General features: G+C 59.3%; 27 protein-coding genes, 1 tRNA gene and 1 other annotated feature. Of the genes, 15 read left to right on the top strand and 13 right to left on the bottom strand.

Translation table 11 applies throughout. The features are described 5' to 3' along the window. Positions 1-61: 61 nt before the first annotated feature. From AZF01_RS11210 to AZF01_RS11190, 5 genes are all read right to left on the bottom strand, one after another. Positions 62-1,576: an aromatic/alkene/methane monooxygenase hydroxylase/oxygenase subunit alpha gene (locus AZF01_RS11210; RefSeq protein ID WP_024707681.1), complete on the bottom strand. Its 1,515-nt coding sequence runs from the start codon at positions 1,574-1,576 to the stop codon at positions 62-64. Positions 1,577-1,593: 17 nt separating this feature from the next. After that, positions 1,594-1,866: an MmoB/DmpM family protein gene (locus AZF01_RS11205; RefSeq protein WP_024707682.1), complete on the bottom strand. Its 273-nt coding sequence runs from the start codon at positions 1,864-1,866 to the stop codon at positions 1,594-1,596. Between the two features lie 12 nt (positions 1,867-1,878). After that, positions 1,879-2,877 (bottom strand): aromatic/alkene monooxygenase hydroxylase subunit beta, encoded by a 999-nt coding sequence (locus tag AZF01_RS11200; protein WP_024707683.1) that lies wholly within the window; start codon positions 2,875-2,877, stop codon positions 1,879-1,881. Positions 2,878-2,920: 43 nt separating this feature from the next. Continuing rightward, positions 2,921-3,313, bottom strand: coding sequence for a phenol hydroxylase subunit (locus AZF01_RS11195; protein WP_024707684.1), 393 nt, complete (start codon positions 3,311-3,313; stop codon positions 2,921-2,923). Between the two features lie 424 nt (positions 3,314-3,737). Next, the gene (locus AZF01_RS11190) at positions 3,738-5,201 is read right to left on the bottom strand and encodes a sensor domain-containing diguanylate cyclase (RefSeq protein ID WP_036236792.1); all 1,464 of its coding nucleotides are present in this window, start codon (positions 5,199-5,201) and stop codon (positions 3,738-3,740) included. 237 nt (positions 5,202-5,438) lie between these two features. On the opposite strand from AZF01_RS11190, the gene AZF01_RS11185 reads away from it, so the two are divergent. From AZF01_RS11185 to AZF01_RS11170, 4 genes are all read left to right on the top strand, one after another. Then, on the top strand, positions 5,439-5,987 hold the full coding sequence (locus AZF01_RS11185) for a DUF1131 family protein (protein ID WP_024707686.1): 549 nt from the start codon (positions 5,439-5,441) through the stop codon (positions 5,985-5,987). A 113-nt stretch (positions 5,988-6,100) separates the two neighbouring features. Beyond that, positions 6,101-6,406: an ETC complex I subunit gene (locus AZF01_RS11180; protein WP_024707687.1), complete on the top strand. Its 306-nt coding sequence runs from the start codon at positions 6,101-6,103 to the stop codon at positions 6,404-6,406. 291 nt (positions 6,407-6,697) lie between these two features. Continuing rightward, positions 6,698-6,774 (top strand) — tRNA-Arg (locus AZF01_RS11175). A gap of 441 nt (positions 6,775-7,215) precedes the next feature. Beyond that, positions 7,216-8,799, top strand: a complete 1,584-nt coding sequence (locus tag AZF01_RS11170; protein ID WP_152534504.1) for a hypothetical protein — start codon at positions 7,216-7,218, stop codon at positions 8,797-8,799. Here AZF01_RS11170 and AZF01_RS11165 read toward each other — a convergent pair. Further along, positions 8,763-9,991, bottom strand: a protein-coding gene (locus AZF01_RS11165; protein WP_152534486.1) for an IS3 family transposase whose coding sequence is annotated in 2 segments (ribosomal slippage) — positions 8,763-9,703 and positions 9,703-9,991 — 1,230 coding nt in all. Because the reading frame shifts where the segments join, the coding sequence is not laid out codon by codon here. The genes AZF01_RS11170 and AZF01_RS11165 overlap by 37 nt on opposite strands. After that, positions 9,594-9,710 (bottom strand) — a sequence feature (AL1L pseudoknot). Its footprint overlaps the gene before it by 117 nt. 152 nt (positions 9,992-10,143) lie before the next feature. Here AZF01_RS11165 and AZF01_RS11155 point away from each other — a divergent pair. Next, positions 10,144-11,601 (top strand): helix-turn-helix domain-containing protein, encoded by a 1,458-nt coding sequence (locus AZF01_RS11155; RefSeq protein ID WP_081725655.1) that lies wholly within the window; start codon positions 10,144-10,146, stop codon positions 11,599-11,601. Positions 11,602-11,665: 64 nt separating this feature from the next. Here AZF01_RS11155 and AZF01_RS11150 read toward each other — a convergent pair whose 3' ends face one another. The 4 genes from AZF01_RS11150 to AZF01_RS11140 all read right to left on the bottom strand — a co-directional run bounded on the left by AZF01_RS11150 (position 11,666) and on the right by AZF01_RS11140 (position 14,605). Further along, positions 11,666-12,736: a tyrosine-type recombinase/integrase gene (locus AZF01_RS11150; RefSeq protein WP_024706371.1), complete on the bottom strand. Its 1,071-nt coding sequence runs from the start codon at positions 12,734-12,736 to the stop codon at positions 11,666-11,668. Beyond that, entirely contained in the window at positions 12,714-12,956 is a 243-nt protein-coding gene (locus AZF01_RS24005; protein WP_152534426.1) for a hypothetical protein, read from the bottom strand. The genes AZF01_RS11150 and AZF01_RS24005 overlap by 23 nt, the downstream gene beginning before the upstream one ends. Positions 12,957-12,958: 2 nt before the next feature. After that, positions 12,959-13,501 (bottom strand): hypothetical protein, encoded by a 543-nt coding sequence (locus AZF01_RS11145; protein WP_024706372.1) that lies wholly within the window; start codon positions 13,499-13,501, stop codon positions 12,959-12,961. Positions 13,502-13,984: 483 nt separating this feature from the next. Next, positions 13,985-14,605, bottom strand: a complete 621-nt coding sequence (locus AZF01_RS11140) for a S24 family peptidase (RefSeq protein WP_024706373.1) — start codon at positions 14,603-14,605, stop codon at positions 13,985-13,987. A 506-nt stretch (positions 14,606-15,111) separates the two neighbouring features. On the opposite strand from AZF01_RS11140, the gene AZF01_RS11130 reads away from it, so the two are divergent. Genes AZF01_RS11130 through AZF01_RS11120 form a run of 3 tightly spaced genes read left to right on the top strand, consistent with a single transcriptional unit; the run spans position 15,112 to position 16,443 of the window. Next, positions 15,112-15,594, top strand: coding sequence for a hypothetical protein (locus tag AZF01_RS11130; RefSeq protein WP_024706375.1), 483 nt, complete (start codon positions 15,112-15,114; stop codon positions 15,592-15,594). 1 nt (position 15,595) lies between these two features. Next, complete coding sequence (locus AZF01_RS11125) at positions 15,596-16,165, top strand: hypothetical protein (RefSeq protein WP_152534427.1); 570 nt, start codon at positions 15,596-15,598, stop codon at positions 16,163-16,165. Next, positions 16,162-16,443, top strand: coding sequence for a hypothetical protein (locus AZF01_RS11120; protein WP_152534428.1), 282 nt, complete (start codon positions 16,162-16,164; stop codon positions 16,441-16,443). Before AZF01_RS11125 ends, AZF01_RS11120 begins: the two co-directional genes overlap by 4 nt. A 71-nt stretch (positions 16,444-16,514) precedes the next feature. Here AZF01_RS11120 and AZF01_RS11115 read toward each other — a convergent pair whose 3' ends face one another. Next, complete coding sequence (locus tag AZF01_RS11115; protein ID WP_024706378.1) at positions 16,515-16,865, bottom strand: helix-turn-helix domain-containing protein; 351 nt, start codon at positions 16,863-16,865, stop codon at positions 16,515-16,517. 6 nt (positions 16,866-16,871) lie between these two features. Continuing rightward, entirely contained in the window at positions 16,872-17,069 is a 198-nt protein-coding gene (locus tag AZF01_RS11110; protein ID WP_244435492.1) for a type II toxin-antitoxin system RelE/ParE family toxin, read from the bottom strand. A 137-nt stretch (positions 17,070-17,206) separates the two neighbouring features. Here AZF01_RS11110 and AZF01_RS11105 point away from each other — a divergent pair, with 137 nt between their 5' ends. The 5 genes from AZF01_RS11105 to AZF01_RS11085 all read left to right on the top strand — a co-directional run bounded on the left by AZF01_RS11105 (position 17,207) and on the right by AZF01_RS11085 (position 20,865). After that, the gene (locus AZF01_RS11105; RefSeq protein WP_024706380.1) at positions 17,207-18,040 is read left to right on the top strand and encodes a YdaU family protein; all 834 of its coding nucleotides are present in this window, start codon (positions 17,207-17,209) and stop codon (positions 18,038-18,040) included. Then, the gene (locus AZF01_RS11100) at positions 18,024-18,470 is read left to right on the top strand and encodes a hypothetical protein (RefSeq protein ID WP_024706381.1); all 447 of its coding nucleotides are present in this window, start codon (positions 18,024-18,026) and stop codon (positions 18,468-18,470) included. Before AZF01_RS11105 ends, AZF01_RS11100 begins: the two co-directional genes overlap by 17 nt. Next, positions 18,463-19,194, top strand: coding sequence for a hypothetical protein (locus tag AZF01_RS11095; RefSeq protein WP_024706382.1), 732 nt, complete (start codon positions 18,463-18,465; stop codon positions 19,192-19,194). The genes AZF01_RS11100 and AZF01_RS11095 overlap by 8 nt, the downstream gene beginning before the upstream one ends. Beyond that, positions 19,191-19,826 (top strand): transcription termination/antitermination protein NusG, encoded by a 636-nt coding sequence (locus AZF01_RS11090; RefSeq protein ID WP_024706383.1) that lies wholly within the window; start codon positions 19,191-19,193, stop codon positions 19,824-19,826. The genes AZF01_RS11095 and AZF01_RS11090 overlap by 4 nt, the downstream gene beginning before the upstream one ends. A 298-nt stretch (positions 19,827-20,124) precedes the next feature. Then, positions 20,125-20,865: a hypothetical protein gene (locus AZF01_RS11085; RefSeq protein WP_024706384.1), complete on the top strand. Its 741-nt coding sequence runs from the start codon at positions 20,125-20,127 to the stop codon at positions 20,863-20,865. Positions 20,866-21,223: 358 nt separating this feature from the next. Here AZF01_RS11085 and AZF01_RS11080 read toward each other — a convergent pair whose 3' ends face one another. Continuing rightward, positions 21,224-22,342: an IS110 family transposase gene (locus AZF01_RS11080; protein ID WP_061449872.1), complete on the bottom strand. Its 1,119-nt coding sequence runs from the start codon at positions 22,340-22,342 to the stop codon at positions 21,224-21,226. Positions 22,343-22,559: 217 nt separating this feature from the next. Between AZF01_RS11080 and AZF01_RS11075 the strand changes: the two genes are divergently transcribed. Then, the gene (locus AZF01_RS11075) at positions 22,560-23,222 is read left to right on the top strand and encodes a hypothetical protein (protein ID WP_024709660.1); all 663 of its coding nucleotides are present in this window, start codon (positions 22,560-22,562) and stop codon (positions 23,220-23,222) included. Then, the gene (locus tag AZF01_RS11070; RefSeq protein ID WP_024709661.1) at positions 23,219-25,294 is read left to right on the top strand and encodes a phage terminase large subunit family protein; all 2,076 of its coding nucleotides are present in this window, start codon (positions 23,219-23,221) and stop codon (positions 25,292-25,294) included. The genes AZF01_RS11075 and AZF01_RS11070 overlap by 4 nt, the downstream gene beginning before the upstream one ends.

Here is a 25,294-nt window from a genome sequence, read left to right as displayed (position 1 = left end):
CTTGAAAACGAATGAGACCTTGCCCGGCGCCTCATGTGCCGGGCGGATGCGACCGCGCGGTCTATTCGGCCGCCACCTTGGCGCGTTCGTTCTGCCACTCCTCCCAGAGCTTCTGGTCGGGGGAGACGGACTGGTCCATGTTGTCGGCGCCGACATTCATGTTGTACCACTTCAACACATCGCCGAGATCGGCTCCGCCGCAATGGCCCTGGAAGATCTGGTGCACGGGCAGCCAGGCCTGGGCGTATTTCTCCGGCTCGTGGTCGAAGATGTCCTTGCAGCCATCGGAACAGAAGTGATAGCGCTCGCCCTTGTAGGTGCTTTCGCGGAAGGAGATCGTGTTCGGATCGCCGGGTTCCGTGTAACCCATGGGGATCTGGCAGCAATTGCAGAGCTGCGGCAGGGCGTTGTTGTAGAAGCGCTTGCCGTCTGCGTCCATCTTCCGCCACTGTTCGTAGCGTGGCCGGTAATACTTGTCGAACGTGTCCGGATACTTCTCCGAAAGCCAGCCCATCTCCTCGGCATCCGGCAACCAGGTGTGGAAGGCGGCGGCCTGGGTGTAGTTGTAGAAGATCGACCAGTTCTGGTGCGACAGATGATCGGCCTCGGCCGTTGCCTGCTCGTGATATTTGGGCGGACGCAGGCCGTAGCGGGCGAGATCCTCGAAAAGCGCGCCGCCGGCCTGGACGAAATAGATTTCCCACGCCTCCTTCCACGACATGATGCGCTTGGGCAGCATGTAGTCCATCATCATGGCGACGAGGCTCAGCACCTTGTAGCCGCGCCAGAACCACTTATCGACCCAGCGCTGCACGATCGGCAGGTTGTCGGGGTGCTGTTCCAGCAGGAACTTGATCACCTCGATGCCGAGCGTCATGTGCCGGCTTTCATCCGACTGGGCGGAAAACCCGAAGGTCACCGTCGCCATGTCGCCGTTATAGGCCGCGCCCGACATGAAGGGCACGAAGAGCAGGTTGGTCAGCACATATTCGAAGGCGAAGCCGATCGCGATCATGAACTCGAACGGGCCGGCGGTGCGGGCGTCGTCGAAGAAGGACTTCGGCACGGACAGGTACCAGACCCGGTCATGCATATGCGGGAATTCGTGCAGGCCGTCGAAGAACTTGTTGTAGTGCGAGATCGTGTGGATCTGCGTCTGGGCGTGGCGCAGTTCGTCGAGGGACTGCATCTGCGCGGCAATGCGCGGGCCGACGCCCGGAAGCTGGCGGCCGGCATGGGCGAAGCCGCGATGGGCCTGATATTCGAGCGGCGAGACGCCGGTCAGGAACAGTTTCACCGCGTTCAGATAGCGCGCCTCGGAAAGGCCGAGCTGGCCGTTGTTCTGGGCGAAGCTGTCGAGCACGGCGTAGAGCTTGCGCTCCTTTTCCGACTGGAACTTCCAGTAGGCGTCCATGGTGAGGCGGAAGGGGTCCTGCCACTTGTCCCAGTCGCGGATCTTGATGCCCTCGAAGGTCGCCTCGGGGAAGACCTTGTCCATCGGCTGATAGGTGGTCTGCCAGTCGAGGCCGCGGGTGAGAAGCGCGTAGCGCTGCTTGAGGCCGAGTTTCTTTGCCATTGTCTTCTTTCCCCTTCTCAACGGTTCCAGGAGAGGGCGAAATAGTCATCGTCCTCGTCCAGGTTGCCGGCCATGGAAATCATGGTCATGTGAATTTCCTGCGGATCCCATTCGCGCCCGAGCTTCTCGGAAACGGTGGAGGCGCGGATGACGAGGTCGCCGGCGCGGTCGAGCTTCAGCGCGCCGGGCATGGAAAGCGTTTCCACGCCCGGATTGTCCTGCCGGATCGCGTCGGCGATCATCCGGCCGTCATTGGTATCCTGGAGCGTGATCGATACGAGCTGTGCCATGTCGGTTCTCCTTCAGGCGGCAAGGCCGAGGCGGCCGGCGCGGCCGTCGAGCTCGGAAACGAGATCGGCAAGCGCCGGCTTTCCGGCGTCGCCCAGAACATGCGCGGCAAGCGGCGCCAGCGCCTCGGCCGTGCGGTCGCGCCAGAAGCGGTACCATTCTCCAAGCAGATGCGTGTTGGCGTCGCTCTCCTCGGCGGCCCGGCGGATCACCGCATCGGCCCAGCGGCTCTGGTCGGCAAACCATTCGACCATGAACTCGGTCACCATGGAGACGGCGGTTGCCCCGTGCTTCTGGCCTTCCTCGTCAAAGGCCGTATAGACCAGCGGGTAGAGAAGTCCGTCGATGGCGAGGTTCTGCGCCACGAACAGCTCGAACCAGTCCCTGACCACCAGCGTGTCTTCGACCAGGCGGCGCATGCCCTGCCAATATTGGGCGTCCAGCCATTTCCCCTTGGCCGTGTCGAGCGCCTCGCCCGTGCCGCCGGCCATGTCCATGCCGATCTGGCCGATCAATTGGGCGATGCCGAGCTGGTCGCCGGCCGCAAACATCGACGGCGCCGTCACCGCCGTGCCGTAGCCGCGATCGCAGATCTGGGTGGCGTTCATATTGGCGCCCCAGGCGACATGTCGAAGCGGCAGGAGGTAGTCCTCCACCTTTTGCCGCCATTCCGGCTCGATCTTGTCGAGTAGGCGGCGCTTCTCGACGAAGTCGATATTGTGCTGGGCCGCTTCACGCATGCCGGCGCGGGAGATGTTGTAGGTGGCGTAGTAGAACTGGCGCGGATCGCGCAGCGCGTACCAGTCGGCCATGACGATGGCGGTGCGGCGCGGATCGTAAAGCTCCATCTCCGGCTCCCAGAAGGGCCGGTAGTGGAAATGCGCCGTGGCCTGAACGTCCAGCATGCCCTCTTCATAGCGGCTCGCCGGACGGTCCTCGCCGAAGCGGCGGGCGATATGGCTGAATGTCTGGCGGCGCGGCGTCAGTTTCAGCGTCTTCAGATCGATGGACAAGGGTTCTCCTCCCCGTTTGCCTGGTTTCTGGTTGCGATTCGTCTCAGCCGCGGCCGGCGGGCGCTGCCCGATAAAGCCCGGCGGTGCGGGCCCTGATGGCTTCGAGCGAAACGATCTCGCCGTTTTCGTCCGGCAGGATCTCCGCCTCGCAGCGCTCGCAAAACTCGGCGAAGGCCGCGTCGGGCATCACCAGTTCCACACTCAGCGTCTCGTCGTTGAGGATGAATTCGAATTCGATGAAGCGGTCGAGCTGCCGGCCAAGCACGCGGACAAAGGCCTTGCCGAGACGCGGTCCCGACCCGCTGATAAGGCTCCGGTCGTCTTCCGGCACGATGAAGGTGTCGAGCGCGGAAAGCGAACCGCAGCCGCCCTTTTTCCCGCAGGCGCCGCATCCCGTGCAGCCGCCGCCGGCGAATGAAAGATCCGTGTCTGTCATGTTTCCTCCCATGCGACGGCGCCGCTTTCAACGGCTGGCTGTGCTCCTCACGCGACAGCCCGCATCGCAGGAAAAATAAGAGCGCATTGCGCCCAGACAGTCAACAAAAATATCGTTATTATTTTTTTATATCGTTTTATAGGTATTGATATCGCTATTAACTTTGAATGTCGCTAGGTTTCGACCGGTCTTGATGACACCGTTTTGCCGGACGAGCAATATGTGAACGGAAGAGAAGCGGACAGAAAATGTCACTGAGCCGACACGTGTTCGAGGCCGGACCCGACCTGCTATGACGACACAGTTCCTAGTCGCAATAAAACGAAAGGGATCAGAGCATTAACAGATATTCTGGAGATATTGGATCAGGCGGCGCGCCGGTATATTCGACATTCGCTCAGGCCGCCTTCCGGGACCGGCCGGTTTATCCGTCGGAGCCGGTCTTGCGCTGGAGAGCGTAGTATTCGCGTTTCTGGCGGTACATTTCCGCGTCGGCGCGGCGGACTGCGGATTCGATCGTTTCGCCGGCTTCGCAGACCGCGATCCCGGCGGAAATGCTGATCGGGGCATCGGCATAGAACTGGTTGTTGACCTTCAGCACCTTGTGGATTTCCTCGAGCGCCACCGCGGACGCCTCGTAATCGGCGCCGGGCATCAGCACGGCGAATTCGTCGCCGCCGATGCGCGCGGCGCAATTGGGCTGGCAGACCGATTCGTTGAGAACCTCGCCAAGCCTGCGCAGCAGACTGTCGCCGGCATCGTGCCCGAGCGCGTCATTGGCGTCCTTCAGGCCGTTGAGGTCGATGATCAGCACGCCGATGGGGCGGAAATTCTTGCGTTCCAGGCGATTGATCTCCTCGGTGTAGAAGGAGCGGTTGTAGAGCTTGGTCAGAACATCGTGGCGCCCCAGATATTCGAGATAGGCTTCCGCCTTCTTGCGCGCGGTGATGTCGGTCAGCGAGACGAGAACGAGCGACCAGTCATCCTCATGGCCGGGGAAGACCGAAAACTGCAGGAGAACATAGCGTTCGGAGCCGTCCAGCGCGTAATTCATGACTTCGTGGGTATGCAGGAGGCGGCCCTCCCACAGGTCGATCAGCTGCTCGCGGAAATGGTCTTCGACATCGTCGCGAAACACCGCATGCTGGTTTTGCAGCAGGGCCTGCCGGTCTGGCGCGCGGAACATGTCGAGCGTCGCCTGGTTGACGTCGATCACACGGATTTCGCTCAGACACTGGCGCACGAATTCGGGGTGCACGTCCATGAATACCCTGAGATCGACGATATGGCGGGCGCGCAGTTCGTCGAGCATGACCCGGATGCGGGAAAAATCCTCGACCCAGAGCGAAACCGGCGAATGTTCGAACAGGCCCTTGGCATAGAGCGACTGACGGCGTTCCCGGCGGTGAGCGTCCTCGCGCTCGGTGACGTCCTCCGTTGCCAGGAGAATGTAGTCGAGCGTTTTCTCGTGGCCCGGCATCACCTGGCCGCGCAGCTGCACGTCCAGCCGCTTGCCGGAGAGCGTGTAGTTGACGGTGTAGCTGGTGAAGTTCGACTTGCCCTCGAACAGCTGGGTCAGTTCGTCGATATGGGTCTCCAGCATGTCGTCGCGGAAGACCGCGGTGATATTGTTGACGAGATGGGACGTGTCGCGCGCTTCAAACAGCTCGAGCGTCTTGCGGTTCACCTTCACCACACGGATGGCCCTGGCGCATGCGGCAACGCGGGATATGTCGGCGCGGAGAAAAGAGGCGATATCCGTGACGCCTTCGGCGCGCCATGCGTCGAAAAGGGCTTTCACCGCGCTGAAATCCTCGACCCACATGGCGATCGGGGCCAGCTCGAACATCTCGTTTTCGAGAGAACTGTTGTTCAAGGTTCTGCTCATTCTTTTCAATAGAGCCTTTCTCAGGCGACCTGGCGACATTGCGTGCGGGCGAGGCTGCGCCCCCATCGACGTGTCAAAGCGGCGATCCTATAGCGATTTCGCCGTTCTGCAAAGCAGGCGAGGGCGCGCCGCCGCCGCTCGTCACCGCCCGAGCCGTCCCGGTGCCAACGTCACGAAAGCCATTCCCGTATTGATTACCGAAGCGTATGATCGGACACAATAGAAGGGACTTCATATTTGAACAGCAGACGCACCCTCCGGATATGCCTGGCCGCGGCCTTTTGCCTTGTCTTTGCCTGCGCGCAGGCGCGCGATGCGGCCATTGTCGTGACCGAATCAGGGCTCTACGACATCGACGGCCGGACGCGTTTCGATGCCGAGGCGGTCCGCCGGGCCTTGCCCGGCATGGAGGTCCGCGCCGAGCGGCGGGAAGGCGAAGGCGGCTTTTATCCCGTTCTCATCGCCGCCAGGGAGGGCGTCGATATCATCACCCTTTACGGCGCAGAGACGGTGGTGCGGGCCGACATTGTCTCCGCCGACGCCGCAACCGGCGGGGGCGCGCGGATCGGCGATCCTTTTTCGGCGGTTTTTTCCGGCAGTGATGCGCGCTACTGCGAACCGGGCATGGAGGTGTTTTCGGGCAAGGCGGTCTGTCTTGCGCCGGGCAGCGACCAGATCGCGCTGATTTTTGGCGGACGGGGCGAGGGGCCGGACGGCATGTTGCCGGAGCAGGCCGCGCTGAACGGATGGCGGCTTGAGATGATCATCTGGAACGCCGAATTCTGAAGCCGCCGCGCCGCCAAGGCTTGATTTTTATTGCCCGGCAGAGAAAATGACGTAAGAAGGGCATCAGAATTCGACGCGCCGCGCGGCGCATGAAACCAATCGGAGCAGTTAGGATGTCGGCGAAGATTTACCGTCCCGCCAGAACGGCAATGCAGCAGGGCCAGGCCAAGACCCACCAGTGGGTGCTGGAATTCGACCAGCAGACGCCGCGCACGATCGACCCCCTGTTCGGCTATACCTCGTCTTCCGATATGCTGCAGCAGGTCAAGCTGCGGTTCGACAGCCAGCAGGAGGCCGAGGCCTATGCGCGCCGCCACGGGATCGCCTATCGCGTGATCCAGCCGAAGGAGACCAAGGAAAAGGTCGTTTCCTACTCCGACAACTTCAAGCCGGACCGCGTGCAGCCCTGGACGCATTGACGCAGGCGTCTTTGCAAGCCGCACTTCCCCGCCCGGACGTCAAGCCTGCCCGCGGCCTTTCGCGCGGCGACTCCGGTCAACCAGAGCGCGTCCAGAAAAAGTGGAGACCGGTTTTCCGTCCGGACGCGCGGAAAACAAAAGGCTAGAGCGTGGTCGCGATTCAAGGAAGCCCGGACATGCTCCAGCCCCAAGGCTTCTCGCGTCGCCGGCAACTTCTTCCCGGAGACGACCCGCAGACAGCTTGTCATTTACGACGGGATCAGGCATTCATGCCGCCCGCGAGCATCAAACGGCCCCTTAGCTCAGCTGGATAGAGCACCGGCCTTCTAAGCCGACGGTCGCAGGTTCGAATCCTGCAGGGGTCGCCAAATTTTTCAATGGTTTAAGGTCCGTTTTCTCTTCGGAATGTTGCCAGTTTACAGGCTGGTTTACATTTTTTGTTTTGTTTGTGTTCTTTCTGGTGTGCCCGTCGCGCGCAGCATGAAAACGCCACTTCGAAATCTCTAGGTTGGAGCGGGCATAAGGGGCGCCTGCTCGTATTTCGAATCGGGTGGTTGGTTGCTTGGGACGGGTATTCCGGTTGCTTGCTCATCGCCGGCATCCGGATTTCGGCTAAGACTTTCAAAAGCATCAATTCGGGGATGTTCGCGTTCACACCAACTGTGAGTGCGTATTTTGATCAGGAGTTGTGTGGTAGAAAGTTACGGAATAGTATTTTCCTCGATTGCAACTTAATCGGTGAATACTGTGTCATGAATCGGGCGTTTTCTGAAGCTCTTCAACCGTTGTCTAAACGGATGTCTCGCACTGTGCGCGACATCGAGGTTTTGCGGGTGTCAGCTCAGCTTGAGGGGGAGGACTATACCGCCTTGGCTGCGGTGGCTAGGAATGAGGCGTTGAAATGGGCGAAGAGACGCGCCGGTCGCGAGCTCCCTCAGGCCGCTTGGCAGATGCAGGACTTCGAGTTGCTAGTGGGAGGGCGAAGCAGTTCAGCGGTCCGTATCGAAACTGAGAAGCTAGACCTCTGGGCGCTCCGAGCGGAAGACCCAGATAAAGATGTCGCCGGGCGCGTCTGGGCGACCGAGATAGTTATTGGTGGAGAAGTCACCAGCCGCCCTCACGTAAGTCTGCGTCTAATTGCAAGCACAGCTGAGCCGAACTTTTCTATTCAGCCGCACGTGCCCGGCCCAGTTCTGCAGATGATTGAAAACCCTGGGCTAATCCGCGGCGCTAGATGGCTCACTTCAGAGCCTGTGACCCTCCGGACAGAGAACGACGCAGAAGATCTTTGTGATCATCTTGAGGATCCAGAACGGCGATTGCCCGTTTTTGTCATTGCCTTGCCGGACAGTGCTGGCAAGCCTCTGGTCGACGAAGCGCTTTTGGCAAGAGCTGTCGCTGCTCTCGCTCGTGTTGTGCTGGTGCCGGCCGAACTGACTTGGGTACTTACAAAACGATTTGGAAAAACCCGATCTGTTTTCAATGGAGGAGTACGAGCATATCTACGCGGTTTTACAGCGAACGACGATCCGTTTCGGCATCGACTATTTCTTGAAACCAGCCTGCGTGATACAAATGGCGCGGTGGCGTGTGTTCGCAGCTTGAGGGTGTTGGCCGCCGAACTCAGTATCTCCGAAACACGATTGGGTAAAGACGTACTCGATTTCGCGTCTGTACGCACGGCTAGCCGAAAACTTCGAAAGACGGATCTTGTTCGCCGAGTGGCGCCTGACGAAGAACTTTTGAAGACAGCGGAGGAGTTGGTTGAAAGCTTAGAAAAGCAGCTCGAAGAGAAGGATAAAGAGATTGATGGCTACCTCCTAGAGGTCGAAGCGACAGAAGACCGCGCGCGAGTTGCTGAGCAAGAAAACCGATCCCTATTGTTCCGAGTCAGACAGTTGCAGGCGGCGCTGATCGATGGAACTTTAACTCCTGAAGAGAATCCCCCACTTCCGAAAGTATGGTCAGAATTCACTGACTGGCTAGATCAGTCCTACCCTGACAAAGTTCTGTTGACGCCTGCAGCTCGGCGAATGGTGCGGTCTCCTGAGTTCGAGGATGTGACGCTTGTAGCGCGCTCCGTCGTTTGGTTGGCAACTATTCAACATGATCGTCGAGCCAATGGAGGCGGAAGTCTCAGGGATGTGCAGATTGAGAATGGGATCCTGAATTCACCATGCGGAGGAGATACCTATTCGGTGGACTGGAAGGGAAGAAGGTATGACGTAGATTGGCATGTGAAGACCGGCGGCAATGTTCGAGACCCCAAAAGGTGTCTGAGAATTTACTATTTCTGGGAGCCTGAAACGCAGCAAACTGAACCGCCCCGGGTTTGCCGGAGGCTGATTGTCATTAGTTACGCGGCCATGTCTTCAGTTTCCAGAGCCGCGTAGAAGTTTGCCTCGGCTTCTGCCGGCGGGATATTCCCGATGGGCTCGAGCAGACGGCGGTTGTTGAACCAGTCCACCCATTCCAGCGTCGCGTATTCGACACTCTCGAAGCTGCGCCAGGGGCCACGGCGATGGATGACTTCGGCCTTGTAGAGCCCGTTGATGGTCTCGGCCAAGGCATTGTCATAGCTGTCGCCAACACTTCCCACGGACGGTTCGATGCCGGCATCTGACAAACGCTCGGTGTAGCGAATAGACAGATATTGCGATCCGCGATCGCTGTGATGGACCAGGCCCATAGCTTTCGTCGGCTTCCGGTCATGGACCGCCTGCTCAAGGGCATCCAGAACAAAACCGGTCTGCGCTGAGGTGCTGACCCGCCAGCCGACGATCTTGCGCGCATAGGCGTCGATGACGAACGCGACATAGACGAAGCCCTTCCAGGTCGCGACGTAGGTGAAGTCGCTCACCCAGAGCATGTTGGGTGCCGGAACACGAAATTCACGGTTCACCTTGTCCAAAGGACACGGCACTTTCTTGTCCGGGATTGTTGTTCTGTGCGGCTTGCCGCGGATAATGCCTTGAATATCCATGTCCTTCATAAGCCTCGCCACAGTGCAACGAGCGACATCGAACCCTTCCCGGGCAAGCTGACGCCAGACCTTGCGGACGCCGTAGACTTGGTAGTTCTCCTCCCAGACGCGTTCGATCTCGGGCCGCAGGGCGTCATCACGACGGGCACGGTCAGACAGCCGCGCCGGGTCAGCCCGCTTCGCCAAGTGATCATAGTAGGTGGAGGGGGCGATCGGCAGCACCGCGCAGATCGGCTCGACCCCATGCGCATCGCGATGCGCTTCAACAAAATCCACCATCACTTCGACCGGCGGTCGAGCTCCGCCATCGCAAAATAAGCCGACGCCTTACGCAGGATCTCGTTGGCCTGCCGCAGCTCGCGGTTTTCCCGCTCCAACGCCTTCATCCTCTCGGCCATCTCGCTGGGAACGCCTGCGCGCCTGCCGCTATCAACCTCGGCCTTCTTGACCCAGTCGTTCAGCGTGTTCGCCGAGCAGCCGATCTTCGATGCAATCGACGTGATCGCCTGCCAGCGAGAGCCGTGCTGACCCTCGCCGTCAAGAACCATCCTCACCGCGCGCTCACGCACCTCAGGGGAAAACTTGTTCGTTGTCTTGCTCATGATGCTCCATCCTACTCAAGAGTTGGAGCCTCCGGCAAACCCGGGGCGGTTCAAACCGTCATCGATCACCTTCCATCGCATCGCCGGACCGGTGCAACGTAGAAGGTGGCTGGATCGTGGCACGAAGGTCAATCACAGACAAAGAAATAGGTTTGATCAAAGCCCTGCTGAAGAGGGGGATGCGCAATCGAGATATCCAGTTCTATTTTAATCGGCAGGATCGCCCAGTTAACTCAGGCCGAATAACGGGCATCCGGGCGGGTAGTTATGGACCTGGAGTGCCGGAGGCAAATGATGCCGAACTGGAAACCTTTCTTCGAACTTTCACGCCTGCCAAAGTTGGGGCCGTGCTTGATGAATCGGAGCGTCCCAAGCGAACAATAGCTGAGAAGGCGAGTGCAAGATTTGTTCAGCGCAACGGCGCTGGTTGGTATTTGGCGGATGGTGAGACTTTTGAACAGGAATGCAAAGCGCAATTCGATCCCCGAAAAATGGAGCCGATCGTCCGAACCATTGCGGCTATGGCAAATAACAGAGGAGGCTTTATCTTCATAGGCATCGAAGATGCGGAGTGCCGCGTGACAGGAATGCCTAATACCGCTTTTCAAGATACCGACATCGCGAGGATCGTCGATAGAACGAAAGTACTCCTGACGCCGACACCGGTATTTTATAAGGAAGTTATTGAGGTGGGTGGACTTTTGGTCGGCGTTATCTTCGTTGAAAGGCAGAATGTTCGGCCGGTAATCGTATGCAGAGATGCAAGTGGACTTGAGGATGGGACCATATTGTTCCGCTATTCAGGTCAGTCTGGAAAGATAAAGTTTGGTGATTTGCTTGATATACTTAGAGACCGAGATAGGGCGGTACAGAAAGATCTCCTGGCTAGCGCGAGCCGATTGAGCGAGATAGGGGCTGACCGAGCTTTGATCGTTGATACTGATAAGGGCGAGGTGGATGCTGGATCTAAACGTATTGTCATTGATCGTTCCCTTGCAGACCAACTTGAGTTCATTCGAGAAGGAGAGTTCCAAGAGCGCGATGGCGCGCCAACACTCCGCCTTGTCGGGGATGTCCATGCTGTTAATAGAAGGGGGCGGGTTGTGGAGCGTATCGAAGGGCAAGCTCTCGATGCAGAGACGGTCCTTTTGGCATACTTAGGTCGGGAGCGGGTCCGTTCTCCGACCCAATATGTTTGCATTTCGGCCAAGGTTCAACGGCAGTGGTTGCCACTATTTTATTTTATTGAGCTAGCAGCTATTGACTTGAAAACAGCAATCAAGACGTTTGAAGAGACTGGTGCCGTCTACCGGCTCTCAAAGCAACGTGCTTTGGAGAGGCTCAAAGGTCAGCGATCCGCTTTCGAGCAGCCAGTCGGAGCGTCCGTTGCTGTCGTGGCAGCTATTGTAGCTAACGATTTGGATGGCCTACGTGGAAAATTCACTGACTCTGAAATTGCGCGTGGTATTCGCGGGCTTCCCGATGGTTTCCAGCCGGTACAACAGCTTTTTGAGTTGTTGAAAGATCTATATGTAGAATCACGTAAAGATCCTAGCTTGAGAAGCGCTGTATATCGTGCGTCAGCCCGTCTGGATGAGCTGGAGAGGTAGGCGAAATAAAAATATGAATTTTTGTCAATATTATATATTATTAAAATAGTTATTATGTCTATTTCTATTGAATTTTGATACGTTCCATACGTAAAATCACAGCATCGCTTGCTTGCTGATCGTCGGCCAGATAGTGTTTTTCAAGGACTGAGCGAACCTCTGAGATCGTGTGACCGGAGATGCTGGCGATTTGTTCGACTGTGGAGCCTTCGCGGCGGCGCGCGGTGATGAAGGTGCCGCGTAGGTCGTGGAAGGTGACGCCCTCGATGCCGAGGCGGGCCATTTCCTTTCGCCATGAGGTTTGGAAGCCGTCTTGTGTCCAGGGGCGGCCGCGACTGTTTGTCAGGATGCTGGCTGAGCGCACCTTTCGGTCTTCGGCGGTTTGTTTGAGCTGGTCGATCAGGGCTTTCAGGTCCCTGTGCAGTCTGACCTTGATGCGTTTGCCGGTCTTGCCCTGTCTCAGCGACAGGTGGGTGCCGTCGTATTGCGGCCATTTCAGCGCGAGGATATCGCCCTGGCGCTGGCCGGTGTAGACGGCGACCTCCATCGCGGCGACGATGTGCGGCTTTCCCTCCCTGCGAACCTTTTCGATCATAGCGTCGGTCCAGACGAATTCTCGTCTTGAACCACGATAGAGCCGGTCAATGCCAGCGCAGGGGTTCTTCTCGATATACTCGTGCTTGATCGCATAGGAAAAAACCTTGGAGAGCGCGAACAGAAGCTTGTCCGCCTTCCGAGGTTTTTTCGCAAATGATCGGTGCCAGTCCCTGATATCGCGCTTCATGCCGCGCTGCTGGGTGAGACGCGCGGGCAGGCGTGGCCAGCGCTGCCGGATGAGCCGGAACGCATACAGGTAATCACGCTGGGTTGAAGCGGACAGCGCAAGAAAGTCGGGATTCGGCTTTTTCTCGGAGCCGGTGAACAGGTCGATTAGACCTTCTAGTGTCAGGATGCCCTCGGTCGAAGCGGTCAGCATGTGCTGCCGATAGTCGGCGATGAAGGCTTCCTTTTCTGTTTTCGGGTCCGCGTGGATACGCGGGCCGCCGCGCCATGCGTAGTAGTAGTAAACGATCTTTCCGGTGGCCAGTTTTTTCCTGACCTTGTGCACGCCCTTAAGCTCTGTCACGACGCGCATCCTTCTCCCTCCAGGCGAAATAGTCATCCAGACTATTCAGATTTTCCGGCTGTAACCGGTCGACAGTATCGTTTTCGAGATCATGCACGCTTGTTTCGCTGGCGACAACAGTGCCATCAGGCTTTACGATGACGGTTTGAACATCGACGCCTGCGGCTTTGACGGCCAATATCGCTCGTTTCACTGAATCTAGCGTAAATGGAATGGTTCGACGTCCCATGGCTATCTTTTCCTCCATACGTCAAAGTTTTTGACCATCTCGCGCCAGCGCGCGGCGGCTTCGCTGCTTGTGTTCAACTCGGTTCGGCTTGAAATGGCGAGGACCGATCTCACGCGCGCGGCCACACGATCATCTGTCAGCGGCCGGGCGAGGGCGTGTCGGGCTTCCATGAACGCCTTGAAGGCGGGCTCGCTGCATTTCATGGCGCATTCGGCGGAATAGTTCTTTGCCGGCCTGCCGCCTCGTGCCTCCAGTTCCATCTGCAGGCGTTCGATTTCAATCCGGCGCCTTCGGTCGAGCTTGGCGGCTGCGTCAATCATGCGGATCAGATCGACCGGTATCTCGACATGCTTGAGCAATAATTCGCGGTTTGATGCTGGGCAGGACTGGAAAACGGTGCTGATACTCTCCGCGTCTGCGGCATCCATGCCGTCAATTTCGATATGAAGACCTGCTCTGTCAGTGGCGATCTGCCGTATCGGCGTGGCGCTAGTGACAAGCTCCCGGATGCGAGCGAGGCGTAGTTGAGCTGGTGGTCGGTTCATCTCTATTGCCTAGATGCCGGCGGTTGCGGCCAGCGCAGCTTCATAAGCCGAAAGCTGCCTAGTGGCGAATGCGAGTAGGAGCATGCTCAACACCGCAACGGCGATGATTCCTGAACGCCGCAAGTACGCACAATCCGTGCTGGTCATTGGGTGCCCTTTCTGAACGATGAGCCGGTGCTCGATCACTCTGCCGTTTTCCACGCTACTCTCCTTCCGCCGTCTGAGCGCTGCTCCCGGAAATGATGAGCGGTGTTGCAGTGCTCATGGTTCGAGAGCGCCCCCTTTGGTCGGAAGAATAGTGCGGGGAATGTACCGCTGTCAATAAAAAGGGCGGGGAATGTACCGCATTATGTTTTGCCGTGCGGGACATGGCCGGCCGTTCGTCGGGCGGGTAGGCAAAATAAAACCCGCTCTGGGCGGGGCGTTGTGTGTTGTGATTTGAAGGGCGCGGGGCTTCTAACGCTGGGATGTCATCATTCTGCTCTACGCAGGAAAATCAAATACCGTGCGCTTCACGCGCCCGATGACATTCAGTGGTCCGCGCGGGAAGATGATCTCGTGAGACTTGTTGCTTGACTGCGGTTCCAGTCGGTCTGGATCCTTCCGGTACCGCTTGTACGTTGCTTCGCCATCCTCTGTGCAAACAACATAAAAGCCACCGTCTATAATGTTCTTGTCTGAGCGGTTGACGAAGATGATCGAGCCGGGTGGGGAGTAGTCGTCCATGGAGTCGCCTTCTACACGAAGGGCAATCCAGTCCCCGCCCTGCAGTCCCTGGGCGGGAATATGCTCACATTCGTCGTAGCTTGTGTTTCCGTTTGGTTCGGCCAATTGCTCGGCGCTGACAAATGATAATAGCGGCACCATCGTTATATTCTGCTCGGGCTCGCCGTTTCCGTAAGCGAGCCAGCCGGGGCTGACGCCTAGTGCGTTGGCTACAGCCTGAAGGGAATCCAGTCTGGGTAGGGCGGCTTTCTTGCCTCCCCACTGTCTGATCAGATCAGGGCCGTTGCCGCTTTCCAGGGAGATGGCGCGCATCGATGTCCCGCGCTTTTCGGCGATCTGTCTGATGCGTTTCAAAATCTGATCTGTCAAATCTGGCATGCGGTAAATATCCCACACACTTGAGGAATGTCATAGCGGGACATGTCACTTGACAATGAGGTACATGCCCCGCATATTTCGCGCTATGGATACGATGGCGAGCTTCTTTTCTTTGGTAGAGCGGTTTTGTGAAGCGGAGCGGATCGCAGAGGCGACGCTTTCGTCAAGACTCTTCAATGACGGGAAGCGAATTGCTGCACTCAGAAGCGGCAGAGACATCGGCGTTTTGCGCCTCGCGCGCGCCGTCGCTTGGCTCTCGGAGCATTGGCCTGACCGTGCAGAGTGGCCGAACGGGACAGCAAGGCCTGAAAAGCCGCAGGGAGATGCTGCGCGATGAGCAGTTTCTTTGCCTTTCCTCTGGCCGGCCACCGGCATTCATGCATCCCCTCGCCAGTCTTTGAATTTCATGCGCTCCGACACAACGACGGTGCCTTTTTGATAGCACCACGATCGGTCGGCCGCCGTGAATGCTTCCCCCAATATAATTCTCACAACGAGGTGCAGTGATGCAGCGTTTGCTAGCGCAGAAGGCTGTTGATGGCCTGCGCGAGGCTTCCCGCCGTTCGGTCGTGCAAGGCGGCGGGCCGGAGCGATTTCAATATGTGACGCGGGTGACGCAGGGGCAGCTTTCCAAATGCTGGACCCATGACCCCAGCCGGAAGACCCAGCATGTGATGGCGATCGATATTGCCGTCGAGGCCGACATGGAGGCCGGCGCGCCGGTCATCGTCGGCGAGATGGCACGGATTCTCGGTTATCGGCTCGTGCGCGATGACGGGGCCGATAGTGCCGGCGGTGGGCTGGACATTGCCGATATCGGGGCATTTCAGGACGCCTTTCATGCGCTGTCGCAATCCATGATCCAGGCCGTTGCCGACGGCAAGGTAGATCCGCGCGAAGCGGCCGAAATCCTCGAAAAATACGCGAACTTCATGCGCGTTGCCCACGCCGTGGAGAGCAAGACGCATGGATGCGAAGGCGAGGTTTGAGATGACCGCCGACACGCAACAGCAGCGAGACACCAGCCGCTGCCGGATCACTTCGGTGTGCGGCTTTTCCTTTTGCAGCCGCTGCGGCGGCAATGACTACGACGACAGGCCGTTTGCCTGCGTCGACCTGACAACGACGGAAGGCTCTGAAGCGATGGCGACACGAAAGACGAAAACGGCAACGACGGCGGCCAAGCGGGCGGAACCGCCTCCGCAAATGCAGCGTGAGGACCGGCGCATCGTCGCCGACAAGATTGCCGATGTCTACGATGACGAGGGCTATATCGCTCCGTGGACGGATGATCTGGTGGCGCAGGATCTGGGCGTGCCGCGTGCATGGGTCGCGGAGGTGCGCGACTTCATGTTCGGGCCTGCCAACGAAAACCCGAAGCTTGCCGAATACCGGCGCCTGCACTCGGAATGGAAGGCCGACTACGAAAAGTTCCGCTCCGAGTTGGCGGCTCATAAGGCGGAGGGCAAGCGCCTGCATAATACCGCGCTCGATCTGCAGCGACGTGCCGAAGAAATCGGCGTTCAGCAGAACCGGATCGTTCGGGAGTGCAAGCTGTGAGCGCTGCGAGGATTACCCGAATTCTTTGCCCGCATTGTGCAGGGCAGGGCTATCTGGCCGGCAATCGCCGTCGGTGCCCGGTGTGCTGCGGCAATGAGCGGATATCGGCCGACGATGCCCGTGCCTATGCCATGGCGCAACGGCGCATGTCTGATGCCCTTGGCGCCGGCGAGCTGTCATGGCCACAGAAGCGGAAATGCGCGGCGATTGCCGAGGGCATCTATGAGCTTCTGCAGGAACTGCCGCCCTGGCGGGCGCACCGGAGGGCGACGGGATGACCGAACTGCTTGTTCTTGTCGGCTGCGAGACTTCCGGGGTGGTGCGCCGTGCCTTTGCCGCCAGTCAGCGTTTACACGAGGTCATCAATATCGACATCGAGGACAGCGGCGAGCGCCTTTATGGCCGATATGGAGCCATCGGCCTTTCCGTTTTCGATATCCGACAGGTAGGGCTGGGAAATGCCGGCCTTTTCTGCGAGCGCCTTCATGGTCAGGCCACGGTATTTGCGCCACACGCGCAGGCGGCTCTGGCTCTCATCGGAAAGCGCGACAATCAGTTCGTGCGGATAGGTTTCTTCTCCGGCTTCCACGCCGGCCATGATCGCGCGGGCGTGCAGGCTGTCGAGCATGTCATCGTAATCGGCTTCGCGCAGCAGCACGTAATTGTTGCCTTCGATAGTGATCTTCTGAACTTCGGCCATGGCGTGTCACTCCTTGTAAATGCCGCCGCGCGGACCTGCGTCGATGACCATGACGATCAACCCCTGATCATCAAGGATGATGCGGTCGGAACCGACGCGGATGCGAAAATAGGGGCTGCCCTGCAGCTTCTTCAAATCGACCGTTTCACCAGCCGCGAAAGCCTCGATCCTGGCGATGATTGCATTGCGGCGCTTTGGTTGCATGCGCTGAATGCTCTTCATCGCAGCCTTGGTATAGCGGATCGTCTTCATGTGCTGAATATAGCTATAGGCGATATTCTGCGCAAGCTGGAAATCGTATTTTGCTATAATTCAAGACCTGGTGCCATGGAGGCTTTGCCATGAGCGAGATGCCGTATGTCCGCTTCTATATGTCCGACTGGCTTTCTGCCACGCGCGGCATGAAGGCGGCGGAAATGGGCGTGTATTTCACGCTGCTGGCGCTGATGTATGAGCGCGGCGAGCCGCTGACCGAGAACCACGAGCGGCTGGCGCGGCAATGTGGCTGCACGAAAAAGGTGTTTTCCCAATACCTCGATGTGTTCCTCGATGACGGGAAAATCATCCGGTCGGAGGGCGGTCTCTGGAACCGTCGCGTGGAAAAAGAATTTCAATTTCGCGAAAAAAGTTCGGAAGACAAAAAACAGGCCGCGAAAAAACGCTGGAAAAAAGGCAATGAAAACAATGAGGCGAGCATGCAGGCGCATAGCACCTGCAATGCAGCTGCAATGCTAAAGCCAGAAGCCAGAGTTAAGAAAGAAAGTGTTCCTAAAGGAACACCAAAGAAATCGCCCAAATCGGTTCTCTGCGACGTGCTTTCGCCGGAGGTTGCCGATGCCGTCATCGAACATCGCAAGGCACTGCGGAAAAACCTGACCGTCCGGGCAGCCGAACTGCTCGCACGCCGGTTTGCGCTGATGCCGGATCCGGACGCTGCGGCCGAAACCATGATCGGCCGCGGCTGGCAGGGCTTCGAGCCGGGCTGGATGCAGGAGCGGCAGCAGGGCGGGCCCCGGGCATCGCCCTCCAAGTCGACACGCGGCGACGAAATCAGGGATCACAATCAGCGCGCTCGGGACAGTTTGCGCAAACGGATGGGGCAGGACGATGGCAGCGAAGATCGTAAAATTATCGACATCAGCCGGGGAGATTGGAAGGTTGCGCAAGGCTCTTGAGCCGGCGAACGAACGGCAGTCGGATATCATGCTCGATGCGCTGATGGACCGTGGCTTTGCGATCCCCGACAGCGTCAACGCCGACAAAGCCGGGCAGTTCTATGCCGAGGCGATGCGGGGCAAGCCAATCGGCGCGCTTCGCCGGGTGTTCGAGAACCTGCGGCTCGGCCGATATCCGAAATTCCAGTCGTTCCTGCCCAAGCCTGCCGAGCTTTCGGCGCTTGTCGATGCGGCGGCGAAGCATGACCGGGACCTGCTCAGGATCGAGCACGAACAGGCGGAAGCGGCGAAAGAGCGGGAGGCGGAACGCGCCCGGCGGGACCTGAGCCCGGAAGAGCGCGAGCGCCGCCGACGCAGGGCAAGAGCCGTGCGGGAGATGATCGGCACTGCGACCGAAGCGCGGAAGGTGGAGGACTACGAGGATGACTGAGGCTGAGAACCGTAAGGCCGTGCGCCGGGCCTTCCTGAAGTTCTATCGGCAGTGGCCGACCTTTGGCGATGACAGCGACGAACGGGCGTTTGCCGAATGGCAGGCGCTGCAGCCGGAAGAGCGGCAGGCTGCCGATGCCATGCTGCCGGGGTTTCTGGCGTTCGAAGCTATGAACGGCCGCACGGTAAAGTTCGCTGCCAGCACCTATCTGCGCGAAAAGCGCTGGACGGCTGTTCCGGAGGGCCTGGAAGGCGCGGGCGGTTCGGTGATTGCCGCGACCTTCGGCAAGGCCTGGATGGCGGAACGATTTGCCCGGCTTGGCGAACCGTGCGCACGACTGCCGGCGCTGACGCGGTTTCAGGAACTGGAAATCGCAGAAGGGCGGGCAGACCGAAAGGCGCTGTGGCGTGAACGCATGGCCAAGATGGGCTGGACGTCCGTCAATGCCATGAACGATCAGGCGATCCGCTTTCCCGGCAAGGGCATGCGGGTTTCCGGCGAGATCGCACTGCTTGGGGCCGACTTCGAGGCGGTGCGGGTCGGCGGCGATCAGTGGACGGCATGGGAGGTTGAGCATGCGGCGCGTGGCTGGCCGTTTCTGCCGGAGATGGGCCGGGTGGAATGGGTTTATTTCCCGCCTCTTAGGGCCGGAACGCCAAGCGAAGCGCTGGAAGCGTTCTTCGGCAAACTGGACAGGGCGAAACAGCTGGAGGCGGCGCAATGACGGAATATCGGAAGATCGGAACCTCGGTCGATCTGGCCTATGGCCTGAAATTCGAGGATCGGCTTAGGCTGATCCGGCTTTCCGGCCGGTCGGCACTGGCCGAAGAGGCAGCGAAGGACGCGCCGTGGTATGTTCTGCAGGTGATGACCGGGCGGGAGCGGGCCGTTTGCGATGCGCTGACGGAGTGTGGCGCCGAGGCGCTGTCTCCGACGCGAAAAGGGCCGAAGCGGCGACGTCGGCACAAGGTTCTGCCGCCGCAGGATATTCCGCTGATGGCAGGCTATGTGCTGGTTCGGTTCGCCTTGTCCGAGACGGCGGTCAATGCGCTGCTGGGCTTCGAGCATGTGCGCGGAGTGCTGGGCGGGTGGCTCAGCCCGTTTGCGCTGGAAAACGACAGGGTTGTCCGGATCATGCAGAAAGCCGGCGATGGCCGGTTCGACTGGGAGCGAGTCTCGAAGATCGCGGTTGTTGCCGGAGAACGGGTGCGCATCGGCGAGGGGATGTTTGCGGGGCTTGAGGCCGGAGTCGTCACGCCCAACAGCAAGGGCAAGGGCGACGTTGTGGTCGAGGTGGATATGTTCGGTCAGAAAACGCCTGTAAATTTGCCTCTTGCAATTCTCGAAAAGTTATGAATTTTATAGAGCCATTGGTTGATTCGGTTCTCAGTGACCTTCGCTCTCGCGCCCGAACCCCGCCCTCACGATAGCCGATCGGCAGATGCGATTGAGGGCCAGTGCGTAAGCTATGTCTTCTCCCACTTCGAATAGAGAGTTTGATACGCATAGTCGTATACTTTAGTTGCATATTGACTTATATGCACGCTATGAGATATTTTTGATGAAAAGCGGGCGGGTGTGTTGCATCCTCATGAAGGGCGGATCGTGAAAGCGGTCCGCCTTTTTGCGTTTAGGGCAAAAGGGAATTTCGTCCATGCTCTCCGCCCATATCGACATCGACCTGACGCGCTTCGAGGCGAAACTGACGTCTGCGCAGCGCCGTGACCTGCCAAAGGCGGAGGCGCTGGCGCTGAACTGGCTGGCCTATGACGGCATGCGGGATGTGCGGGCGAAGATGAAGGTCGTGTTCGATCGGCCGACGCAGCGGGCCATTCGCGGGATCATCTATGACAAGGCGAGCGAGCACAATCCGGTATCGGCTGTCGTGGTCGGCGGATCGGGCCGAAAGGGTGGGCTGCCGGCAGCGGCCTATCTCGGTCCGGAAATCCATGGCGGCATGCGCCGGCACAAGTCGTTCGAGGAACAGCTGATCGGCCGAGGGCTGATGGCGCGCAATCAGGTGGCCGTGCCGGCGGATCGAACACCGCTCGACCGGTACGGCAACATGACGCAAGGTTTTCTCAATCGCGTGATGCGGGATCTTCGGATCGACTATCGCGGGGCAGGGGCAACGCGGGTTGCCAGCGGCTCGAAGCGGCGCAAGCGCCGGGCGAAACCGAACCAGTTCTTCGTGCCGGAAGGGCGGTCGGACCTGTTCCCGGGCGTCTGGTTCTCGGGGCGCAGCGAAAGAGAGTTCTATCCGGTGATCCTGTTCGTGCGGATGACGTCCTATTCGGAGCGGCTGAAGCTCAATGAGATTGTTGCCGATTTGGTGCGGCAGAAGAAGGACCGGACATTCCGCCGGGCCTTCAAGAAGGTCTTCCCGAAGACCTGACCTCAACTCCATTCGACATCGCGACGGGTCCTCTGATGTTCGTTTGTCAAGTTTCTTGCACACTGATCCGTTTGACGGGGCAGGTGCCCCGCCGTGTTGGAAGTTTATGCGACGCGTATTGCAGGGGGCAGAGCAGATAAGACGACGGTAGATCACACTCTGATACGCGGGTTGGTTACCGCAGGACCGATGATCCGTCTTGGGCTCGCCTGCTGTCTTCCTGCGGACGTCGGCCAACTCTGCGAGAGTGGCCGGTCACTAAGGACCCTCGAGGGTTCCCTGGATTGCTCTGCCCCCAGTAATACGCGTCATTGATGATGAACTGAACTTTCCCCTTTCTCTGCTCTCAATCCCATCGTCAGGCGGCGGGCGACGCCGGATGAACATGGCGTGCGATGGCCCAGATAAAGGCAGCCATCTCTCTGGCTATTGCTGTGGTTACAACAGTCTGCACTTTTCCGCGTGAACTCAGGCGCCGGTATCTGGCACACAGTCTGATCTGTGCTTTCCAAGCGATGTCTCTGACAGGTTTGGGAAGTGCCTCCAGTCTGCCTGAGTGTTCTGATCCGACAGCCGCATGGCATCGGTAGGCCCATGCACCTTCAATCAAGACGCGTCGGGCCTCTTTTGAACCTGCCTTGGTGATTCCGCCCCTTCTGGTGCTGCCTCCACTGGAATACTCTGATGGCACGAGACCGAGATAGCTCATGAACTGCCGCGGCGTATCGAAGCGGTTTATATCGCCGGTCTCTGCGACGATGGTGACGGCTGAGATGAGCCTCACGCCACGCATGGCCTGGATCGCTTGCACGACTGGCCCCAGTGACCACTCTGGGATTAACATCTTTATCTGTGTTTCGAGCCGGGAAAGCCTCTTGTCGGCATCATCGACAGCGTCGACGTATTCCTGCAGGACAATCTGATGTGCAGGATGTCCAAATCGGAGCGTTGACAACCATCGCCGATGTTTCTTCGTCCAGTTTAGCCCCGATCTGTAGATGCGGCCGTGCCGCAAAAGGAAACCGGCAAGCTGTTGTCGGGCCCGACGCCGATTCTCCATCGCCGACGTGCGGGCCCGCACCAGGTCGCGGATCGCTTCATGTCCTTCATCGGGAACCCAGACTGCGGTGAGCTCATCGGCGCGATGCAGGCGTGCCAGCAGGACGGCATCTCTGCGGTCTGTCTTAACCCGGTCTCCAGGGCGCGCCGGTGTCAGAGATGGCGCAACGACGATGCAATCCTGACGGAGATCTGTCAGTTGCCTGTGAAGGACATAGCCGCAGGGACCGGCCTCGTAGCAGAAGCGGAGTATGGCTTCATGCTTCCCGAGCTTGGCGACCAGACGTCGAACGGCTTCGTGTGAGTTCCTAATCTCTCCGAGATAACGCACTTCACCGCCACGTATGCCTTCCGCCACAGCGACAGCGATTGTCTCTTTGTGGACGTCAAGCCCGACAAATAATGTATCCTCTCCCATGGTCCGTCTCCTCGTGTATGGGGCTCTGCTCCGTCGATGCGGGGCAATCCCCGACATAACACGACGGGGGCGGGCTGCCCCCCGAAACGAACATTGGGTCCTTCCTGTGGCCCTTCGCCACGCGGGTATTTGGCACCGCGCGGGTTCGCCAGTCTGAGCCCGGATCAGAAGCCTAAAGTCCAAGCCTAAATTAAAGTCAGAGGTGAGTTTAGCCACCATGGAAACCATGCCGGACAGCATGAGCAAGGCCGAGTTCGCGGCCCTGATCTCGGTATCCGCGGGCCGTGTCTCGCAATATCTGAGCGCCGGCCAGATCCATGGCAGGGCGATCGACGGCGAGGGACGGTTTGCCCGTATCCGTCCAGAAATTGCCATTGGCCAGCTCGGCCTCACCATCGATCCCTCCCAAGGGTACGGCGCCAACGGAAAAGCCCCTACAGCAACATGCAAGAAACAGGCTGATTTCCCGCGTGCCGAGCGCCGGGCGAGCGCGGCGGAACTGCCGCTGCGCTCGCCTGCCAACGATGAGGAGGAAGAGGAAGACCTTGCCGAACAGCTCGCCCGCGAGCGTCTGCAGCAACAGCGATACAAGACCGCCCAGATGGAGCGGCAGGAAAAGGCGGAAGCCGGGATCTATACCCGCACCGAGGATGTGCGCCGCGAGATCGGCCGGGCATCGTCGGAAGCTTTCAAGGTGATGGAACAGGGACTGCCGGATCTGGCAACGGCCGTTGCCGAAGCTTTCAATTTTCCCCAGCGCGATATCCAGAAGGCGCTGACGCGCAAGTGGCGCGAGATCCGGGTGAAAGCGGCGGAAGCCTTTCGCCGTGATCGCGACGAAACGCCTGAGATGATCGAGGAAGAGGCGGGCGCCGAATGACCATGCTGTTCAATCCGGAGCGGCTGAAGTTCGAGGCGCTTGCAAGTGCGTGCGAACCGCCGCCGCCGGTCGACTATCTCGGCTGGGCGAAGAGCAATATCGTCTTCTCCGAGCGCATCTCGGCCTTTCCGGGACCGTATCGGGAAGACATGTTCCCGTTCTTCTCCGAGATCCTGCGGGCATTGTCGCCGGACGATCCGTGCTCGATCGTCACGCTGTCGAAGTCGGCGCAGGTCGGCGGTACGGTGCTGGCAAACATCTTTCTGCTCGGAACGCTCGATCTCGACCCTTGCGATTTCCTCTATGTCCATCCGACCGAAGAAAACGCCTCGCGCTGGTCGAAGACCAAGCTGATGCCGCTCCTGCGCGAGACCGTCTCCGTGCGGGCTCTGTTCCCCGAAGCCGGCCGCGATGGCGGCAATTCGATCCTCTACAAGGAACGGGTCGACGGGCGGGGTGCTGTACAGGCGGCCGGCGCCAATTCGGCCGCTGGCCTTTCGATGATCTCGCCGCGCGCCCAGGTGCAGGATGATCTGGCCAAATGGGTCTATAACGAGGCGGGCGATCCGGAAAGCCAGGCCGACAGCCGGTCGAAGGCCTTCTTCAACCGCAAGGTCTTCAAGATCTCGACGCCGCTGATTGCGCCGGGCTGCCGGATCACGGCCAACTATCTCGCGGGAACGCAGGAACGCTATCATGTGCCGTGCCCGCACTGCCATGAGCTACAGCCGCTCGAATGGGAGAATATGCGCGATCACATCGATCCGCAGCATCCCGAACAGGCGCACTTCGTTTGCGTTCATTGCGGCTGCGAGATCCACGAGCATCATCGCCAGTGGATGGTCGACCCGGCAAATGGCGCCTACTGGGTGGCCAAATATCCGGAACGGGCGCGTTATCACCGCTCGTTCCATATCTGGGTGCCGTATTCGCCGCTTGAAAGCTGGGAGGCGATTGCCCGGGCCTGGCTGAAGGTTCAGTCGGGCGGGGAAGATGACAAGGAAAAGGGCGCCGGCGCCGAGCAGGTGTTCTTCAACGATACGCTCGGGCTTGCCTATGAGGCCGACAACAAGGCGATTGCCTGGGAAGACCTGCGCGACCGGGCCGAGGAAACCGGCTTCCGGCGCGGCGTTGTTCCCGGCGACATGCTGGCGCTGACTATCGGCATCGACGTCCAGGGCGATCGCGTCGAATGGCTGCTTCGCGGCTGGGGCCGCAACAAGATGAGCGCGGTCATCGACTATGGCGTGATCGACAGCCGGGCGGGCAGTCACCTGCCGGGCTATCGCGAGCATTCGGGCCATATCTCGGAATATCAGGTCATAGAGGCGCTTGACCGGCTGATTGCCAAGCGCTGGCCGGACGAGAACGGGCGGATGCGCGAGGTCGACCGTGTCGCGATCGACGGCAATGCCTATACCGAGGATGTCTGGTTCTGGGCCCGGCGCCATCCGCGTTCGAAAGTGATCATGGTGCGCGGCGATAATCGCGATGCCGCACCGCTGCTCAGTCAGGTGCGCGAATATGACAAGCGCGGAAGGCCGAAGAAACAGAAATGGTCGACGCGGTTCTTCAACTTCAACGCCTCGGTGATGAAGATGGGGCTTTACCGGGATTTCCGGAAGGATGATCCCGAACAGCCGGGCTTCATCAGCTTTGCCGTTGGTCTCGGCGATGCCTTCTATCAGCAGGCCACATCCGAGGTTCGGATCAAGGAAAAGGATCGCAACGGCTATCCGCGCTGGGTGTGGAAACTGCCCGATGGGCAGCGCAACGAAGTGCTCGACATGCTCAATCAGTCGCGCGCTGCCGCCATCCGCCTCAACGTGCCTTACTGGACGGATGAGGAATGGGATGCACGGGCGGAAGAACTTGCCCGGCAGGAACCGGAAGAGCAGGGCGATCTCGAGGACCTGATCGGCAGCCTTGCCGTTGCGGTGAAGGCCGTCAGCGATGCGGGCAAGACGCCGGACGAGAAGCCGGCCACTTCACCGGGCACACCGGTTTCCGACCGCGTTGCGGCGGCGATGCGCCGGGCCGAACGGGCGGCGCAACGCACCCGGCCGGACTAA

The organism is Martelella sp. AD-3 (genome assembly GCF_001578105.1).
Taxonomy (GTDB): Bacteria; Pseudomonadota; Alphaproteobacteria; order Rhizobiales; family Rhizobiaceae; genus Martelella.
The sequence above is the reverse complement of the archived record's forward strand: the minus strand, read 5'-3'. Positions and strand labels throughout refer to the sequence as shown.